Annotated in this window: 13 protein-coding genes; 4 read left to right on the top strand and 9 right to left on the bottom strand. The window is 62.8% G+C overall.

What is annotated here, in order from left to right:
* Positions 1-36: 36 nt before the first annotated feature.
* Together EKM57_RS07120 and EKM57_RS07115 are read right to left on the bottom strand one after the other, a co-directional pair.
* Entirely contained in the window at positions 37-561 is a 525-nt protein-coding gene (locus EKM57_RS07120) for a hypothetical protein (protein WP_243450926.1), read from the bottom strand.
* Positions 562-752: 191 nt separating this feature from the next.
* Positions 753-2,051, bottom strand: coding sequence for an amidohydrolase family protein (locus EKM57_RS07115; RefSeq protein ID WP_129791770.1), 1,299 nt, complete (start codon positions 2,049-2,051; stop codon positions 753-755).
* A gap of 482 nt (positions 2,052-2,533) precedes the next feature.
* Between EKM57_RS07115 and EKM57_RS07110 the strand changes: the two genes are divergently transcribed.
* Complete coding sequence (locus EKM57_RS07110) at positions 2,534-4,201, top strand: DUF885 family protein (RefSeq protein ID WP_243450925.1); 1,668 nt, start codon at positions 2,534-2,536, stop codon at positions 4,199-4,201.
* Positions 4,202-4,245: 44 nt separating this feature from the next.
* Here EKM57_RS07110 and EKM57_RS07105 read toward each other — a convergent pair whose 3' ends face one another.
* The 5 genes from EKM57_RS07105 to EKM57_RS07085 all read right to left on the bottom strand — a co-directional run bounded on the left by EKM57_RS07105 (position 4,246) and on the right by EKM57_RS07085 (position 7,857).
* A complete protein-coding gene (locus tag EKM57_RS07105; protein WP_243450924.1) occupies positions 4,246-4,716 on the bottom strand; it encodes a nuclear transport factor 2 family protein in 471 nt (156 codons plus the stop codon).
* Positions 4,713-5,195 carry a heme-binding protein gene (locus EKM57_RS07100; protein WP_129791768.1) on the bottom strand — a complete coding sequence of 161 codons (483 nt, stop codon included), beginning with the start codon at positions 5,193-5,195 and terminating at the stop codon, positions 4,713-4,715. The genes EKM57_RS07105 and EKM57_RS07100 overlap by 4 nt, the downstream gene beginning before the upstream one ends.
* A 13-nt stretch (positions 5,196-5,208) precedes the next feature.
* Complete coding sequence (locus EKM57_RS07095) at positions 5,209-6,075, bottom strand: SDR family oxidoreductase (RefSeq protein ID WP_206185330.1); 867 nt, start codon at positions 6,073-6,075, stop codon at positions 5,209-5,211.
* 105 nt (positions 6,076-6,180) lie between these two features.
* The gene (locus EKM57_RS07090; protein ID WP_129791767.1) at positions 6,181-7,086 is read right to left on the bottom strand and encodes an AraC family transcriptional regulator; all 906 of its coding nucleotides are present in this window, start codon (positions 7,084-7,086) and stop codon (positions 6,181-6,183) included.
* Positions 7,087-7,341: 255 nt separating this feature from the next.
* Positions 7,342-7,857 carry a hypothetical protein gene (locus tag EKM57_RS07085; protein ID WP_129791766.1) on the bottom strand — a complete coding sequence of 172 codons (516 nt, stop codon included), beginning with the start codon at positions 7,855-7,857 and terminating at the stop codon, positions 7,342-7,344.
* Between the two features lie 392 nt (positions 7,858-8,249).
* Between EKM57_RS07085 and EKM57_RS07080 the strand changes: the two genes are divergently transcribed.
* Together EKM57_RS07080 and EKM57_RS07075 are read left to right on the top strand one after the other, a co-directional pair.
* On the top strand, positions 8,250-9,545 hold the full coding sequence (locus EKM57_RS07080; RefSeq protein ID WP_243450923.1) for a site-specific integrase: 1,296 nt from the start codon (positions 8,250-8,252) through the stop codon (positions 9,543-9,545).
* A 641-nt stretch (positions 9,546-10,186) separates the two neighbouring features.
* Entirely contained in the window at positions 10,187-10,969 is a 783-nt protein-coding gene (locus tag EKM57_RS07075) for a hypothetical protein (RefSeq protein ID WP_129791765.1), read from the top strand.
* A 1,072-nt stretch (positions 10,970-12,041) separates the two neighbouring features.
* Here EKM57_RS07075 and EKM57_RS07070 read toward each other — a convergent pair.
* Positions 12,042-12,554: a hypothetical protein gene (locus EKM57_RS07070; RefSeq protein ID WP_129791764.1), complete on the bottom strand. Its 513-nt coding sequence runs from the start codon at positions 12,552-12,554 to the stop codon at positions 12,042-12,044.
* 1,144 nt (positions 12,555-13,698) lie between these two features.
* Between EKM57_RS07070 and EKM57_RS07065 the strand changes: the two genes are divergently transcribed.
* The gene (locus EKM57_RS07065) at positions 13,699-14,514 is read left to right on the top strand and encodes a hypothetical protein (RefSeq protein WP_129791763.1); all 816 of its coding nucleotides are present in this window, start codon (positions 13,699-13,701) and stop codon (positions 14,512-14,514) included.
* A gap of 252 nt (positions 14,515-14,766) precedes the next feature.
* On the opposite strand, the gene EKM57_RS07060 is transcribed toward EKM57_RS07065, so the two are convergent.
* Positions 14,767-16,860 carry a hypothetical protein gene (locus EKM57_RS07060; protein WP_129791762.1) on the bottom strand — a complete coding sequence of 698 codons (2,094 nt, stop codon included), beginning with the start codon at positions 16,858-16,860 and terminating at the stop codon, positions 14,767-14,769.
* Between the last annotated feature and the right edge of the window lie 391 nt (positions 16,861-17,251).

Below are 17,251 nucleotides of genomic sequence, written 5' to 3'. Positions count from 1 at the left end.
TCCTGAAGCCTCGAGGCGGCCGCGTGGGCGACCGCGTCAGTCGTTCCAGCAGGCCGGATCAGTCACGCCGTTTTCCCGATCCAGGTCGCTCCGGACGAGCACGATCGACGACAGCTTCGTGCCCTCCACCGTCGCATGGCCCGCGGCCAGCGAGCAGGCGGTCTTGCCGTCCCGCCGGCTGCGAATGACGTGATAGGTGTAGATCCGGTCGCCGGACTCGAAGGTTTCCTTGAAGGGGACGACGATCTCCACCTCGCCGCCGCCGGCCTGGATCCGCTGAAAATGCGCGGCCCACTGGTCGACGCCCCTGATGACCTCCCGTCCCTCGAGCGTCAGCGTCGCGTCTTCGGTAAACCACCGACGAAAGGCATCGGCGGTATAGGCACCGGGCGTCCGATAAGCCTCGTTCCACCAGCGGAAGAAGTTGGTCAGGAGCTCGCCTTCCGCATCCGCTGCGGTGGCCTTGTCGGCCTGATCCGGCGTCTGGTCGGCGGCGACCGGGTTGGCGCTGCAAGCCGCGAGCGCGAAGGCGCCGAAAATGGCGAACGTCGGTGCTTTCACGATTCCCCCCTATTTTTTGTGTATCCGGTGAAGGAAGTGTCTGCGGTCTCAATCTTTGTTGCAACCGCATTGGTTCGAGCATTTCGTTGCTTTTCATGCAACGGATCGAGAGGAGCGCGCCGGCTTTGGCCAAGCGAAGCCGGGGCCCTGCTCCAGGAGCCGGACCCGGTCGGACCCCGGACGGGCCGAGCCTATTGCGCGGGCAATATGGGCGCGGCGTCGTTGCGCACGACCTCCCCGCCCTTCATCACGAAGCTGATCGACCGAAGCGCGCTTATGTCGCGGGTGGGATCGCCATCGAGGGCGACGATGTCCGCATATTTTCCCGGTGACAGGCTGCCCACCTCTTCGAAGAGGCCCAGCATCCTGGCAGGCTGGATGGTGGCGGCCTGAAGCGCCTGGAGGGGCGTCATCCCCGCCTCCACGTACAGCTCCGCTTCGCGGACGGTGGCCGTGGTTCCCTCGTTCGGCTCGAACGGAAACTGGTCGGTGCCGAGCGCGATCGGAACGCCCAGCCGAATGGCATTTCGAAGCATCGCCCAATGATCCCGGCCGACACTTTCGACACGCTGAAGGTACCAATCCGGGGAGCCGATCTTGCGATAGAATTCGTGCGCGCCGGGCTGGCTGACGACGATGGTGGGGACGAGCCACACATCCTTCTCCGCCATCTGGCGCAGCACCGGCTCCGTCAGATGATAGCCATGCTCGAAACAATCCACGCCGAAGCGCAGCGCCTGCTCGGCAGCCTGCGGCGAGCCGTTGTGGGCCGTGACCTTGACCCCGTTGCGATGCGCCACCTCGATGAGCGTCGAGAGCTCCTCGTCGGTCATGGGCGCGGCCGAGATGCTGCCGTGCGTGTCGGAAATCCCACCGGAGATGGCGATCTTGATCCAGGTCGCGCCGCGCTTGATCTGCTCGCGCGCCGCCCTCGCAAAGCCATAGGGGCCATCGACCTCCCGATAGCCATGGCCTCCCGTCGGAACGATGAGCTCGCCGGCCGTCTCGATCCGGGGTCCGCGGACCTGGCCGCGCTGGATTGCCCGACGCAGGTCGAACTCGTTTCCGTTATATTCGTGAGTCAGCCTGACGGTGGTGATCCCGGACATCAACGTGCGATAGGCGTTGCTGGCCATTCGCAGAGCCCGCGCCGCGTCGGTTTCGTCCTGGAGCTCCGCGCCGGCCGCACCGGGCAGGACGAGGCCGAAATGGACATGCATGTTCATGAGGCCCGGAATGAGCCATTTGCCGCCCATCGGCACGACCTCGGCGCCGGCAGGGATCTCGACCTCCGAGGCTGGGCCGATCCGGCGGATCCGCTCGCCCTCGACCAGGACGACGGCATCGCGAATGACGCTGCCGTCCTCGATCGACACGACGTTGCCCCCGGCAAGGGCCCGGACAGGCAACGGAGCGGCCAAGGCCGGCGAAGCCATGGCCAGGCCTCCAGCGACAAGCCCGGCCGCGATTCGATTCAGAAGTGAGACCATATTCCCTCCCCTCGAATGAGCGCCGCTGCACGCGCAACGCCTTTGTCGATGCCGACCTTGAGGACCGGGCGAGCTACGAGCAATGCGAAGGTTCGGCGCTTCTCGTTGCGATTAACGCAACAAAGTCGCGACGGGCGGGTGCCACAGCCATTGATCGTCTGAATTTATCTTTGGAGGTCAAAGACCTGCGGCGTTCCACCCAAGCGGACTCCGGCCGGGGCGTGAGGTGGAGGCGAATTCCTCCGCCGTTGCAAATCGCCCCCTCAGGCGTGATCCTGCCATGAACGGGCAAAGGAGCGGGCATGGCCGGAAGATCGTCGACGTACATGCGGGTGCAGAATCTTGCGGCCGCTCTCCTCCTGTCGGTCGCAGCACCCGCGAAGTCGCAGCTTCCGTCGTCTGCTCCCGCGGATGGGATCCAGAGGACGGAGGCCTCGGAGCGCCTCCATCGTCTTCTCGAGCGCAGCCGTCAGGCGGAACGCATGCTCGCGCCGATGGACGCGGAAAGGTCCGGAGATGCCGCAGGACTGCCGGCCTTCGTCGACCCCTTGTCGGACGACCATGCCCGCGCGCTGGAAGCCAGCAAGCGAGCCGAGATGGCGGAACTCGCGACGATCGACCGGCTGCAGCTCTCCGCCGTGGACCGGATCGCCTACGACGTCCTTCGCTATCGCACGGAGCAGGTCCTGTCGCTGTTCGAGACAGGCCTGTTCGACGTTCAGCGCCGGGCGGCTTTGAACCCTTCGTTCGGGATGCACGTGGAGATGCCCGACTTCGTCTCGGGCGGCGGCGCACGGTTCGAAAGCGTGGAAGATTATGAGCGTGGGCTCGAGCGCCTGGAGGGATTTGCGGGCTATCTGGAGAACGTGATCGCCCAGCTCCGGCGCGGGGTCGCCGTGGGACAGGTCCAGCCGCGAGTGATCGTCGACAATGTCCTATCCCAGGTCGAGGCGATGCTTGCGATCCCGGTCGAGGACAGCCCCTTCTACGCGGCCATCGCAAACATGCCCGCCACGATCGGCCAGCCGGAGCGCGCGAGGCTGGCAGCGGCCTATCGGCGCATGATCGAGGAGCGCGTCTATCCCGGATACAGGCTCTGGCAATCCTATCTGCAGACGGAATATCTCCCGCTTGCCTCGGCGGCCCCGGGCCGATCGGCGATGAAGGATGGTGCGGCGCTCTACGCGGCCGAGCTCGCGCGCCACACCACCACACGGATGAGCGCCGACGAGATCCACGCTCTGGGGCGTCGCGAGGTGGCCCGGATTCGAGAGCAGATGGAGGAAGTGCGCCAGACTATCGGGTTTGGTGGGAGCCTGCACGAATTCTTCGAGCATGTCCGGACCGATCCGCGCTTCTACCATAAGCAGCCCGAGCAGCTTCTCGAGCATTTCAAGTCCATCGAGGCCCGGATCTGGCCCAACATCCCCAAGCTCTTTCCCGCCGCACCGCGGGCCCCCTTCGAAGTGCGGCCACTTCCTGCATTGGGGGACCAGCGGGGCACCGGCTATTATCGCCCGGGACCGCCGGACGCTTCGGGCCCGGGCATCCTGTTCTTCAACATGTCGATGCTCGACACGAGGCCCATCCCCACCCTGGAGACGCTGACCCTTCACGAGGGGATTCCGGGGCACCATTTCCAACTTTCCCTCGCCCAGGAGCAGGAAGATCTGCCGGACGTGCTGCGCTTCGGCCGGGCGACCGCCTATACGGAAGGCTGGGGTCTCTACGCCGAAACGCTCGGCCGGGAGCTCGGCCTTTTCGAGGATCCCTATCAATGGTTCGGCCATCTCGACATGGCGATGCTGAGGGCCGTCCGACTGGTCGTCGACACGGGGCTGCACGCGCATGGGTGGAGTCGCGACGCCGCCATCCGCTTCATGCTCGAGAATACCTCGATGGCGGAACGCGACGTCGTGGTCGAGATCGACCGCTATATCGCCTATCCGGGCCAGGCCACGTCGTACAAGATCGGAGAGCTCAAGCTGCAGGAACTGCGCCAGAGAGCGGCGACCAGGCTTGGCGGCAGGTTCGACATCAGGGAATTTCACGACCAGGTGCTGAACACCGGCGTCCTGCCGCTCGACGTGCTCGAGGCAAAGATCGACCACTGGCTGGAGGAGCGAGCCTCGCAAGTCCGACAACCCTGATCATCCAGCACTGCCGAGCCGTCTCCTGCCATTGTCGTCGCCACCTACGGTTCAGGAGCGCCCGCCTGGACCGGCTGCACCCGCCTCCACAAGTCGTCGAAGGCGATGCTGTCGAAGAAGGCGTAAGCCCTGACGATCTGTCCGCGCTCCATCTCCAGGATCCAGGCGTAGGTGTTGGCATAGGGGCGGTCGTCCCTCGCCATGCCGACCGCATCGAAGAAGGCGATCACGGTGTCGCCTTCGGCGTAAAGCTTGCGGACCGAAGGAACGAGGCGGGATTTCATCCGCGCGTTGAACGGCCGGATGATCTCCCGGATGAACGCCTCCCGCGTCGGGTACGTCCTGGCCGCAAGCGAGTTGCCTGTGATCGTCCAGCTCGCATCCGGAGCGAGCAGGTCGTAGGGGCTGCCGGTGCCCGTCCGCCAAGCCTCGAAGCCCTGCGCGACGACCATGCGGTTCCGTTCCTCCTCGGCCGGTCCCGCGCCGGCGGCGGCGCCAGGGGCCGTCGCGATCATGACTGTCCCGACGAGAGCGCGGAGCGCTCGTGCCCGGCATGCGGCGCGGCCCATTGTCTTCCTCCCTCGTCCCGGATCAGCCGGGCCGCTTCGGCCGCCGCGGCCGCGACCTGGAAGTCCTGGATCACGCTGCCGCCCGACACGCCGACGGCGCCGATCAACCTGCCTTCAAAGTCGCGCAGCGGAATGCCGCCGGCGAAGACGACGAGTCCGCCATTGGTCGCGTCGAGGCCGGGAGAGGTCCCGCCCGGCTTGCAGAATTCGCCCACGGCTTCCGTGTTCATCCCGAAGAGCGCGGCGGTGCGCGCCTTCCGGAGGGCGATGTCCACCGAACCGAGCAGCGCGCCGTCCATCCTCAGGAACGCCTTCAGGTTCGCCCCCGCGTCGAGAATGGCGACGTTCATCGGCACGCCGATGATACGGGCTTCGTCCGATGCCGCCGCGAGCGCGGCATCGCTGATGCTTTGCGGCAGCTCCATCGCGATTCCTCCGTCAGACCGAGCGAGTCGGCTCCATCTCGGGCACGATATCGGCGACGAGCCCGTCCGGCGCCTCGATGCGATTTTCCCAAGCCTGGAGCTGATGGGCCTTCAGCATGTCCTCGATCGCCCTGGGCATCACGTTGCGGAACTTGCCCGTGTCGGCCGGGACGATCTCGATCATCCGATCGATCATCTCCTGGGGGTCCATCCGGCCTTCGGGCGTCGCGAAGAAGTCGTCGAAGCCCTTTCGCAGGTCCTCTCGCCTGGTGAAGTTCCGGCCGTCGTCGAGCCAGCGGAAGGCATTGTCGGCCATGGTCTCGTTATAGCCGGTGAAATAGGCGCCCGGATTGATCGTCTGGACGAGAATATCGTACGGGCGCAGCTCCTGCTGCAGCGCCTCGGCGATGGCTTCCAGCGCATGCTTGGTGGAAACGTAGGTTCCCCAGTTGGCCGGCGTGAACAGCCCGCCCATCGAGGAGGTGAAGACGACTTTTCCCCTGCGTCCCTGCGACACCCATTTCTGCACCACCTTCTGCGTCAGCACGAGCGGCAGGAAGACGTTGATCTCGTAATTGCGGCGCACGAGGTCGATCGGGATCTCCCACACGGGCCCGCTCTCGCCCTGCCCCGCATTGTTCCACAGCACGTCGAAGTCCCATTTCGCCGCCCGCTCGATGTCATAGGGATCGGTGAGGTCGAGCCGCTCGACCCGCAGATTGTCCAGCCCCAGCTTCGCAGCCTTCTGCCTGAGCGGCATGACCTGCGGCGAGACCTGCACGGTGGCGATCACCGCGTGGCCGTTCTGCGCCATGCCGATCGCCGCGCCTTCGCCGAAGCCGGAACCGGCGCCCGTCACCAGAATAGTCTTTTGCACCATTGCCTACCCTCCGATTGCCGGGGGAATTTTACGGCACGGGTCGCCAGTCGATCCATGGACCTACGTGCCCCGGATTGGACTTCCGTGCTGATTCGACAGCTGCGCTTACAGGCGGCTCGACCGCCGCCAGGCGCCCGGCTGCTGGCCCGTCGCCCGCACGAAGACGCGCGCCAGATGGCTGGCGTCGGCGAAGCCGCACGCGACGGCAATCTGATCCAGGGGGAGCTGCGTGTTCAAGAGCATGATCTTCGCCCGTTCCACCCGCTGGAGGCTCAACCAGCGAAGCGGAGAAACGCCCGTGGACGCCTTGAACGCGCGGGCGAAATGGCTGCGCGACAGCCGGCATTCGGCCGCCAGCGTTTCCAGACCGATGCGCCCGTCAAGCTGGGACAGCATCATCTCCTTGGCACGCCGCTCCTGCCACCCGGCAAGGCCGCCCCGCGCCGCAGATGCGGGCAAGGCATCGGTGCCGTGCAGTGCGGTGAGGCGGGAAAGGAGCGCAAGGGCGACATGGTCGGCCCACAGCCGGCTTGCGGCCCGGGGCTGCTCGATCGCCGGCAACAACGCCTCGCCAAGATGGCGAATGGCCTCGTCGTCATGCACCGCGCCCAGAGGCGTCAGCAACTGCCCGGTAGCCGGCATTCCATGCTCGGCCTGAAAGCGCTGAAGCGCCGCGCGCGAGGCGTAGATCGACACGCAATCCACCGCGCTCGGCACGAGTGACGCGTGCTCGGTACCGAGGTCCAGCAACAGGAACTGCCCCCGCCGAATCGCCGGCAGCGACATGGCGCGCCCGTCCGCCCAGTAAGGCTGGGCGGGCAGATCCAGGCGCTGCAGGCAGACCATGTAAGCGTCGGCGCGATCGAACTGCGTCGGATGTCCTCCGTCGCTCCATTCCCACTGCACGCGCGATACGACGAAATCGGTCGCCTCGAAGGCAGAAACGGTCAAGGTCGGCGGCCTTTCGACCCCGACGAACTTGTCGAACCGGTGCCGAAAACGATGATCCATCGCGCACCACCGCCACCTATCGGTCGATGCGGAGATTAGCAGATAATTATGTCAGCGAAACAACGACGCGCCCGGTTGGGAACTCCTGTCGGAACCGGGCCCGTCCGAGGCGCAGGCGAGCCAGGCTGACAGGCTTTGCGGGAAGTCAGGAAAATGGCGGAGAGGGTATCTCACGCCCTCACAGCGGCCGCAAAACCGGTGGCAGGCTTTGGAAACAATCCTCCATCGACTGATGGCCGCCTTCCTGACGTGCCCTCAGCCCACCCGATCGCAGTCGAGATAATCCCCCATCTGCCATTGTCCTTCGGTGCGCGCCACTTCCCATGTCTTCTTCAAGCGGCCGCCCGTCACTGTGTAGGTGAAGCGGTTCGGTGCGAACGGATCGGTGAGCAGGTGCCGGTGGACCAAAGTCAGCGAACTTTCCGTCCATGTCTCGGCGACATAGGCCGCCGCGCTCGGCTCGGCCGCGCGGGCGGACCCGGTCAGCGCAAGTGAGACGATGTGTCCGCTTTCCCGATCGAAGCCCCAATGCGATTCCTGGCGGTAGCTGTGCGGCGGTCGATCGACGTGAGTGAATCGAAGTCCAAGCCCACCGAAAACAGGCTCAAAGCTCAGATCCGCCTCGATCGGGCGCCCGTCCGCAAATTCGCCACGACACCGCCACTGGCCTTGGACAGCGGTTAACAGCGCTCGCGCCTCCGCCTGTCGGGGATGCGGGGGGAGTGTTGTCGACTGGAGGGCGAGCGCAAGCAACGGCAGGACGATTGACATAATATCACATTCAAATCGGCGACGACAGACCGCTTGCTAAGTGTTCGCGTCAGAGTTGACCAGTCCAAACAGGCCGCACCAGGACTCGTGCATAAGTTCGCTATCAGCTCTGCCGTCGCGCACAATTCCGCCAAAGATGCCGGCAAACATCACCTTTGGACATCTGCTTGGCCACGAGCTGCTACGAGAACTCAAAAAAAGAACAAAGGGGAGGCCTCGAACTCGGCTTTGGATAATCAGTGTTTGACCGATAGAAATGGCGGAGAGGGAGTCCTTTTCGGGCCATTTCCAGGACAGCCCAGGACGTCTTCTTCTTTTGTGATATCAATATCTTAATTAGAATTCGCAGTTCCACGATTGGCCATGATATCCATTGCAATCTCAAAACTTATGTGGGACAAGAAGTGGGTCAGGAAAAAGTCTCCGCCATAATGCCCAAGAGAGCAAAGGAACTGTCGGCGCTGACCGTAGCGCGATTGAAGAATGAGGGTCGGCACGCGGTGGGCGGAGTGCCCGGCCTTCACCTTCGTATTGCGGGCGACAGCCGCGCGTGGATCTTGCGCATCAAGATCGGTGCGCGGCGACGAGATATCGGATTGGGGCCATACCCGGAGGTATCACTTGCCGAAGCCCGGGAAGACGCCCGTGTGCACCGGAAGAAGGTCCGCGACGGTAAAGACCCATTGGACGAGAAGCGCCAAATACGCGCATCTCTACGGGAAGAAAGAGCGAGAGCAATAACATTCAAAGAGTGCGCCAAAGCCTATATCGAAGCCCACAAAGCCGGCTGGCGCAACGAGAAGCACGTCAAGCAATGGGGCGCGAGCCTCGAGACCTACGCCTATCCAAAGATCGGCGCATTGCCTGTCGGCGCGATTGACACCGGTTCAGTTCTGGACGTGCTTCGCCCGATCTGGGCCCACAAGACCGAAACCGCTAGCCGACTGCGTGGACGAGTGGAAAACATCCTCGATTGGGCGAAGGTCAGCGGATATCGCGACGGGGAGAACCCCGCCCGGTGGCGGGGTCATCTGGACAAGCTGCTCCCTGCCCGCAGCAAGGTGCAAAAGGTCGAGCATCACGCGGCTCTGCCTTATGCCGAGATCGGCCACTTCATGGCCGAGCTACGCGACCGCGAAGGCACATCGGCTCGCGCCCTCGAGTTTGCGATCCTGACAGCCGCGCGGTCGAGTGAGGTACGAGGAGCGACCTGGGCGGAGATCGATCTAGTGAACAGGATTTGGATCATTCCGGCTGACCGGATGAAGGCAGGCAAGGAACATCGCGTACCGCTCTCCCCGGCCGCGGTTGCCTTACTTAAGGCCGCCTCGCGCATCGAAGGTGTGGACTATGTGTTTCCCGCCGCCAGGGGTGGCATGCTCTCCGATATGGCGCTCACGTCGGTTCTAAAGCGGATGGGCCGAGCAGGCCTAACGCAGCACGGCTTCCGTTCAACTTTTCGCGACTGGGCCGGCGAGACGACGGCCTATCCGCGTGAGGTAATCGAACATGCCCTGGCACACCAGCTTAAGGACAAGGCCGAAGCCGCTTACCAGCGTGGCGACCTCCTGGCGAAGCGTTCTCGACTGATGACGGATTGGGCAAGGTTCTGCACCATCGTCCAGAACGCTAGCTCAAACGTTGTGGCTATCAAGCGCAAGCGCGGCGGAAACCTCGCGAGCACGTAGATATCTGCGGCGCACGGCCGGGAGCTGCGCGTCCACCGGGTCTGTCCGTACTGGTGAGCGCGGGCTTGCCGCGACCGCGTCTGGCACGACTCGATTGCTTGCTGCCGCTGTCGATCCACGGCGAACGAAAGTAGTCGTCAAGGACGAAGACTATGCCGGTACGTACTTTCGGAAAGTCGAATTCCCAGCAGGGATCGTATTCAACGACGAGGCCCTGCAAGGTGTAGAATCCTTCGATTTCGACGCGGGCGGCTGGTATTGGTCGAAGGACCTGATCGAGCTGGCGCGATCACGCGGCATACGTGGGCTCTACGCACAATCGGTAGCCTCCTCGACGGTACGAGAAGTCGCAAGGCTCTGATTTCAGCAGATCCTCTGTGGATTGGGGGGGTAAATGGCAGATAGTGGTCAGATCAGAGTCACGGTTCGTGGAAGCGCGAGCCGGCCGCCGAGGTCCGCGGGCAGGGTCCCGTTCAGCGCCGTCAGGCTGAGCAACCATGCTCAGAAATCCGACATCATCCCCCAGGAGTTATTCAACGGACGGTACCGGGATCTGTTCGCACCCAAAGGCGCAAGATCATCCAGTGTCTGCTGTCGCCACTCTCAAAGCCGGTTGCCGAGGCGGGGAAGGAGGAGTGCTGATGTTGGGAGGACGCCCCCTTGCGGCTACCATCAATTCGCCCAGCGCGGCCTTTCGAAGTGAAACTGAACTCAGGGTGCTGAACATGGTGACCGATATGTCGGAACTCACGATTGCCGAGATGATCAAGCAGGTACCCAAAGGGCAGATAGGGACCTTCGAACCCAGCGCGCGCAATGAAGGAGAAGAGCGATACTTCCGGGTGTGGCAGAGCTGGGATTATCAGCCTGGGCGCTTGGAGTGGCCGAACAAACCCTCGCGCGAGGGCTCGCCGCGAAAGGGTGGTCGGACGTCGGCGCGTAGACCGTTGACAGGGCTTCCCACACCTGAGGTCAGGTTCAAGGGGCCGTCAAAAGACGTCGTGGACTTTTATAACCCGGCCCACGACCTGTTCTTCATTTCCAATGGGCTTTTCCGGCTTATCGACGAGATCGATCCCGGCTCGCTGGACCATGCTGAATTCCACGTTCGGGCAAGAGATGCTGAGTTGCTGTTCCATGCAGTAATGCCGCGGCGCGTTTTGGAAGCGGTCGATCCCCGGCGGACGAGAGTCGTCATCAACGACGAAGACTACGGGGGCACTTACTTCCGCGCTGTCCAGTTTCCTGATGGGGTAGTGTTCAGCAACGAGGTTCTGAACGACGTGGCTTCATTTGCTGACGTCGACTTGGCCGGGTGGTACTGGTCGAAGGAACTCATCGAACGCGCGCAATCGAGCGGGATGAGGGGGCTCTACGCCCAGTCCGTGGCATCCTCATCCGGCCGAGAAATCGCAAGGCTCTGACTTTCAGCAACGGTCGTGGGTCGAGGGGCTACGCCCACCTTATCGCCAAACTGCCTCTTCGTTCCCATGCAGCCCATGTCTCGGATTCCGCCCATGTCGTCGCTCTCGAACACGGTGCGATCCTCCTGGTCAGCCGTCTTCATCTCCCGAGCCGACCTGGGTTGTAGACTCATAAACTGGGAAGGTCCGCAATGGGTGGAAAGCGGACGTTGTCCCACTCGTCTCGCGTGGTTATCTGTTGCTTGATGCGAGCCCTCCTATGCATTCTTCCGATCGCCCTCGTCGCGTGCGGAACGCAGGCACCTCAGGGCAATTCGGCGGAAGCACGAAGTTCAGAACTTGAAATCAGCGCACGCCAGACACCCTCCTACGGCGCGGCGACCCAGATGACTGGTGTTTGGTCCACTTCCTTTGAACATTCTGGTTTCGTGGCCTGCAGCGGCTGGGCGGGCTGCAACTTGGACGCGAACGGATGCTGGTTCGAGCCGACGGAGGGGTTTTCACAACAGTTTCATGCAGTCGTTCCACCTGATTCAATCATGCGGGAACGTCCGCACGATGGATCGTTTCTGATCCGGTTCAGAGGCCAGATTGCCCGCAATGGTCCGTTTGGGCATCTCGATCAGTACCATTGTCAGGTGCGTGGGATCGAGTTGCTCTCCGCCGAACGCCTTCGCCCACCTCAATCGTATCCTTAGCCTCCAGCACTTGAGCCTCGTTATTTGTCGGCGGAGCGCTGGGGAAGGGAACTCGCCTAAAGCCGTTCCGGATTAGGGCCTCGCGAGCGGCTTCAAGCCGCATCGAAAGTCGAGCGCCAAAGACAGAGATGGCTCTCATTTGCTGAGCCGAGTAGGTGGGGGAAGCCGCTTGGGCCGTCGTGCTGGCGTCGAGCGCGCAGGAGGTAGCCGGCACCGCCACCAAAACCAGCAACGCACAGCCCCATAGGCGATGGATCGAACGCATCGACATCGTTTACACCCGCCGGGTTAACTTTCGCCTCCACCCTGACCATGCATTCCGATTTGTCACCCCGGCTGCGGGCTTAGCGTCCGCGATGAGTGGAAACCGACATTCAGCCAACATAGAGGAATGCGGCGAGCCGAGAACGAGGGACGACAAGGATCATCCCCTCCTTGTTCCTCGTGAGCGCATAGAAGCTGCCGGGCGCCCGCAGAGCCAGTTCGATCTCCCTTGCGCGAAAGTCACCCCCGTCCCCTTCGCAGCCGCCTATCGCCCGCACGGCGTGGATATGGTTGAGCCTTGCGTCAGGAAGGGGTGTTTCCATCCACTCGGAATAAGGATTCCTCGGATTCTCATTGCGAGGAGGCTCTATGTCTCTGAAGAATCCCGCTCCCTGCTGCATCAGCGTATCCGCCGTTGCTGGGTCGAGACGATAAACTACAGTGGCACAGCCCTCCATGAAGACGCCGGTTGAGCTTGACGCGATAACTTCGGTGACCTCGACCTTTTCCGGAAGCTCGCCCCGCACATCGCTACAGGCGCCCAGCAGGAAGCTGCATGTAAGCAGCCCAACGGTGAAGGTGGCGCGGAGGAAACGAAGCTGAGGAAGGAGGGGGGAATGCATTATCACCTGTTACGGCACATCCGTTGACCTTCTCTAAAAGGGAATGCCAGCAAGGGGTGGGGAGCGGACAGACGGATAGCGATCGAGATGAGCGTCTGCTTTCGCGGACATCGCACCTGTCGTCCGCTCCCGGCCACGACAGTACGGCGGTAGCGGGAATCGAATTCCTACGGTAATGGATTGATTACCCTAGAGAAACTCAGTGGCGCTCATTCCTGTCCATCAGCGATACCATCAGGATCAAGATGAGGATGGGTTCGACTCTCACGCCGGGAATCGATTTATGGCTGCGGACTGATTCGCGAATCAGCCCCACCCCATTCAAGCTCGTCCCATAGCCGCTCCGGGGCTCCCTTCATGCGGAGGATCGAAGCGATATTTCCGACTGGGACTGGCCGTAGCGGACCGGCAGCTCACGGTGTCGAAGGGTGCGATAGCTGACGTCCAGCGGTTCGGTTGCTGGACATCCGCGTCCGGCCCCGTTTCGGACATTCACGAGTTGGCAACGCAGCCGCGACAAAGATCCGAACCGCATGATGAGACGGCTGCTCTTCTCCGTTGCCGCGATGTTTGCCTTATCGCCGGGGTCAGCCGTTGCCGAAACTCCTGTCCCTGCACGTTTCGGGGACTGGGAGGTATATTGCTTCTCAGGGTTTCCGGGCAACCGCCAGCCCGTCTGCAACATCGACCGCATTGTCCAACGTCCAGACGCATACGGCAACGAGACCATCTTATATATCAAGGTTTCGAGCCCATTCGACGAACACTTGACCGTGTACACCGATGGCCGGAACCGTGCGACTTGCGAGACCCTAAGTCTCCGCGAGTCTGTCCGTCGTGGCTACAGCCCACACAATACCGCCCCTAGCGAGCCTGTACTTACCGGGTTGCACGCTCGCATTGCTACGGTGCTGCGTTCTCACGTCCCGATGTTCGGTGTTTGTACGGCAATGGGACGGTACGAGTCCGACTTCCCAACCGATTTCGTCAACCAATCGGCATCCGATCTCCGTCACGCGCTCGAACATGTCGACCAAGTTTTTACCAGGCACCGACACCTAGTGAACCCTGTCGCGGGCGCGGGAGGGCGCCGACTAGGCCACTCAGCTGATTAATGTTCGTTTCCCACCCTTTCGAGGCGTCCGTGTCGATCGTCGGCCGTGGCTTCACCGAATGCCGGGTGGGGTGGAAAGCGGATCAAGGTTGGTGCAGGATGCCGGCACCGCAGCCTGGAGCGGACAAGGTGAAAATAATCCTTGCAGTCTTGCTGGTTGTCCTGGGCCTTTTCGGGGCTGCCGAGGCGCAGGCATGCCGTATCGCTCCGCGACCCGACGCGCTGCGCAGCCTCGATGCCGACGCGATCGCCCTCGTGTTGATCACCGATCTCCAGGTCGACGGCGCGACCTGGCGGGCGACCGGGGCCTATCGGGGCACTCTCATGGGTCATGTGCCCCAGCGCGAGTTCAGCTTCGACAACCGACCGGCCTTTGCCGGCGAGTTGGTCGTCAGCTGCAATCAGTCCTGGCCGCCGAAGCTGGGCCGCTACGGGGTCGTGTATCTGCGGCGCACCGCCGACGGGCTGCGCGTCCACCGGGTCTATCCCTACTGGTGGGCGCGGGCCAGCCACGATCCGCGTCTGGCGCCGCTCGATCGCTTGCCGCCGCTGGGCGCCGCGCGCGATGCTACGTCGAAGGAAACGCGCCTGCTGGACCTCACGGAGCCGCGAATCGAGTTGCCGGCAGGGGTCTCGGAGCTGTCCCGCTACACCCGCGTCTATGCGCGTGCCTCCCCGACCATCGTCACGGGCATGCTGTTGCAGTCGCGAACGCCGCGGCGCCTGATCGTCGATAGCACCGAAGAGCTACCGACCGAGGAAACCTGTGGCTGCAAGCTCATCCATGTGAGAGTCCACTTGGACGACCTTTGGGCCGCTGGCCAGTTGCCGCCGTTCAACCCGTAATCCGCAGGCCCTGCCCCTCAAGTATTCACAATGGGTCGAAGGCAGGCATAAGCGGACAGGCAGCTCCCGGCCACCCATCGGAGAAGCGGCCATTCGGCTCCCGAGACAGTGCGGCCATTCATTGAGTGATCTACCTTTCTAGATGGCACCACTGCCTCACACTTTTAACCGGGAAGGGCGGCGCCCCTCGGGTTGGGGGCGCCGCCCCCTTTTCCCGCCATTCGATGAGGAAAAGGCGGCGATTGCCGAGCATCAGGATTGTATTGAGAACCTTGGGTCTCGCTCGATCGCCGCGCGCGCCTGCATGCGCCAGGCATCATCGCTTTTCAATTCATGGCCGAGGCCCCTGATCCAGTTTCCCACGTCCGCATCCGGAAGGTCGAGGCGGGATTGCAGGATATCGGCCTCTCCCATCACCAGCCTTGCGAAGCTTTCGGCGTCAACGATCCGCGGCGCGTCATCGATCAGCCCGAACATGTTCCATTTCGCGCCGTAACCGCCCCATAACAGGTTCATCACGACGAATGCGCCGAAAGCGACATCGCTGTCGGTCCCCCGCCCCGCGCGACGCACATGGTCGGCATGGAGCTTGCGCCCCAGATGGCATTCATGCTCGCCGTCCCGTTTCAGCATAAAGGCGCGCCACACGTCATATGCGCCGCCGTCGAGCCGGATCAGCGCCTCCAGAGCCGGTGCGAGCGCCGGGATGCCCTGGTCGGGGTCCAGCCAAGGCTGATCGCTCTCGCCGCCCTTGATGTTGTCGAGATAAATGAGGATCGCCCGGCGCAACGCCGGCACCGCCTCCTTGACGTCGTCGTCAGCCAGCGCGGCGAAGAAGTCGGCCTCGCTCTGCCGCTTCTTCGGACCGACGAACAGGATCCGCAGCTTGTCGCCCCATATCAGAGGCTCGACTCCCGCCGCGAAGATGTCCGCGAGCAACTCAAGCGCGGCGACGCGATCCGCCGGGTCGTTCGAAGCCAGCGGAACCTTGACGAAGGTGCGCTCGCGAAGGGCCTTGTCGACCAGCTTGTCCGAAGCGGGAGGATCGAACGCGTCCTCGTCTTCCGGAATGAGAACCGCGTCGCGAGCAGTCGCCATACGCGACGGATCGAAACGAACGTAACCTCGCAAATCCTCGCCGAACCGCAGCTTGCCGTCGGGAAGGAAAATCAGCTTCGGGAAATACAGTCTTTGCCTGATGCCGAACCCACCATCCCGAATCTCAGTCCAGCGCGCGAAAGCGATCAATGCGGAGACATTCCCTTCGAGATCGACCCGCCGAAGCGTCTGGTCGCGAAACACGACCCAGAACGCTTCTTCCCCAGGCTCCCAAACGACATCCCAGACATGACCGTGAAATGTGCGGACGGGAACCATGTCGGCCTGGGGCAGGTTCGCGCCACCGGCGGCATCGACAAAGGTCTTCCATGCGCGAAGGTCGGCCGTCGAAGGCCGCCTTGCGGCGGTCGGCCCGCAACATATCTCGCGAGGCTCCAGCATGCGGGCTGTCGGGCACAGTGCCACCACGAGGTCGGGCGCGATCCGCCACAGCTCGAGCACGATCCCGTACCGCTCGACCCCGTCGGGCCTCAAGTCGGCATGGTCGGCCGGCACACGGGCCTTACCGGGCCGAAGCACTTGCATGCCAACGGCGAGGGGAAGGCTATCATAGCATGTGCGGATCGCATGACGCCCGGACGGGCTGATCCAGCGCACGACATCGAGATAGTCGAACGAATTGGCGGAACAGGGAATGATCCGGGCGCTCCAGTCGCACGTATCGATACGATAGAATCCCTGTTCATGCCCCAGGGTCCGAAATTCCTGGGCCGAGTCGTCGAACGCCTTGATCTCGTCCCGGTAGCTGAAGATCAGGTGATGGCCGGTTTCGACCGGCTCGCCCTTTTCGAAGGGCACGAAGGGGCGCGGCCGGCGTGCGTTTTCCGGCTCCTCCTCGCGAAGCTCGGAGAGGTGCCAATCCTCTCCCTCATGGGGTATCAGATATCTGAAGCTGTGGAGCCGCGCGAGCGGCGCGACCGACCATATCTCCAGACGATATTTCTTGTGGATCGCCAGCTTTCGTCCCCGGTCGAACACAAACAGGCCGGCGAAGCGGATGTCGCTCTTACCACGGGCGCGAATCGCGCCGCTCAAACAGCTGACGATCACCAGCGAGCCATAAGCACCCAGCGCGAAGACCTCATCCTCGCCGACCGTGCCGAAGCACTCGATATTTTCCTTCGCGAACGGAAGGACCACCTTTTCGGAACCCGGTGCCTGTGCCCGGATCACCAGGGCGCCCGCGTCGCCCCTTGATCCGCCCCGCTTCTCGACAAACCAGGCCATGCATTCCTCACCGGATGAATTGGGGACCTCCTAGACAAGCACAGGTTTCGGAGGGATTATCAGGAAGGACTACATTCGGCGTTGATCCGTCGGTTCGGGATTTCGGAACCGGTTGCGATCAGCATGGCGCAATGTCCGAAACGTTTCTCAACGGGCTGCGACCACAGCAGTATATAGGTCGACCCTTCGTCCGAGGCTGAGCGCCAGAAATGCGGCTGATGCTAACTCGGTGAATAAACGAGCGCTATCAGGCCCGTAACTGAACCGATCGAACGACAGCCAAGGGCGCATAGCCGCCGCCTAGCGAAGGCTCTTCGGTTGCGCGGGAGGGATTCGAAATTTAGGTATAGGCTCTTGTTACTACTATTGATTATGCCGCGTCCGCCTATGT

Source organism: Sphingosinicella sp. CPCC 101087, assembly GCF_004151485.1.
Classification (GTDB): Bacteria; Pseudomonadota; Alphaproteobacteria; order Sphingomonadales; family Sphingomonadaceae; genus Allosphingosinicella.
This window is presented reverse-complemented; position numbering and strand designations above follow the sequence as displayed.

Coding starts and splice junctions, on each gene's coding strand:
- EKM57_RS07115 (WP_129791770.1), bottom strand. CDS start 2,051: ATGGTCTCACTTCTGAATCGAATCGCGGCCGGGCTTGTCGCTGGAGGC.
- EKM57_RS07110 (WP_243450925.1), top strand. CDS start 2,534: ATGCTCGCGCCGATGGACGCGGAAAGGTCCGGAGATGCCGCAGGACTG.
- EKM57_RS07105 (WP_243450924.1), bottom strand. CDS start 4,716: ATGATCGCGACGGCCCCTGGCGCCGCCGCCGGCGCGGGACCGGCCGAG.
- EKM57_RS07100 (WP_129791768.1), bottom strand. CDS start 5,195: ATGGAGCTGCCGCAAAGCATCAGCGATGCCGCGCTCGCGGCGGCATCG.
- EKM57_RS07095 (WP_206185330.1), bottom strand. CDS start 6,075: ATGGTGCAAAAGACTATTCTGGTGACGGGCGCCGGTTCCGGCTTCGGC.
- EKM57_RS07090 (WP_129791767.1), bottom strand. CDS start 7,086: ATGGATCATCGTTTTCGGCACCGGTTCGACAAGTTCGTCGGGGTCGAA.
- EKM57_RS07085 (WP_129791766.1), bottom strand. CDS start 7,857: ATGTCAATCGTCCTGCCGTTGCTTGCGCTCGCCCTCCAGTCGACAACA.
- EKM57_RS07075 (WP_129791765.1), top strand. CDS start 10,187: ATGTTGGGAGGACGCCCCCTTGCGGCTACCATCAATTCGCCCAGCGCG.
- EKM57_RS07070 (WP_129791764.1), bottom strand. CDS start 12,554: ATGCATTCCCCCCTCCTTCCTCAGCTTCGTTTCCTCCGCGCCACCTTC.
- EKM57_RS07060 (WP_129791762.1), bottom strand. CDS start 16,860: ATGGCCTGGTTTGTCGAGAAGCGGGGCGGATCAAGGGGCGACGCGGGC.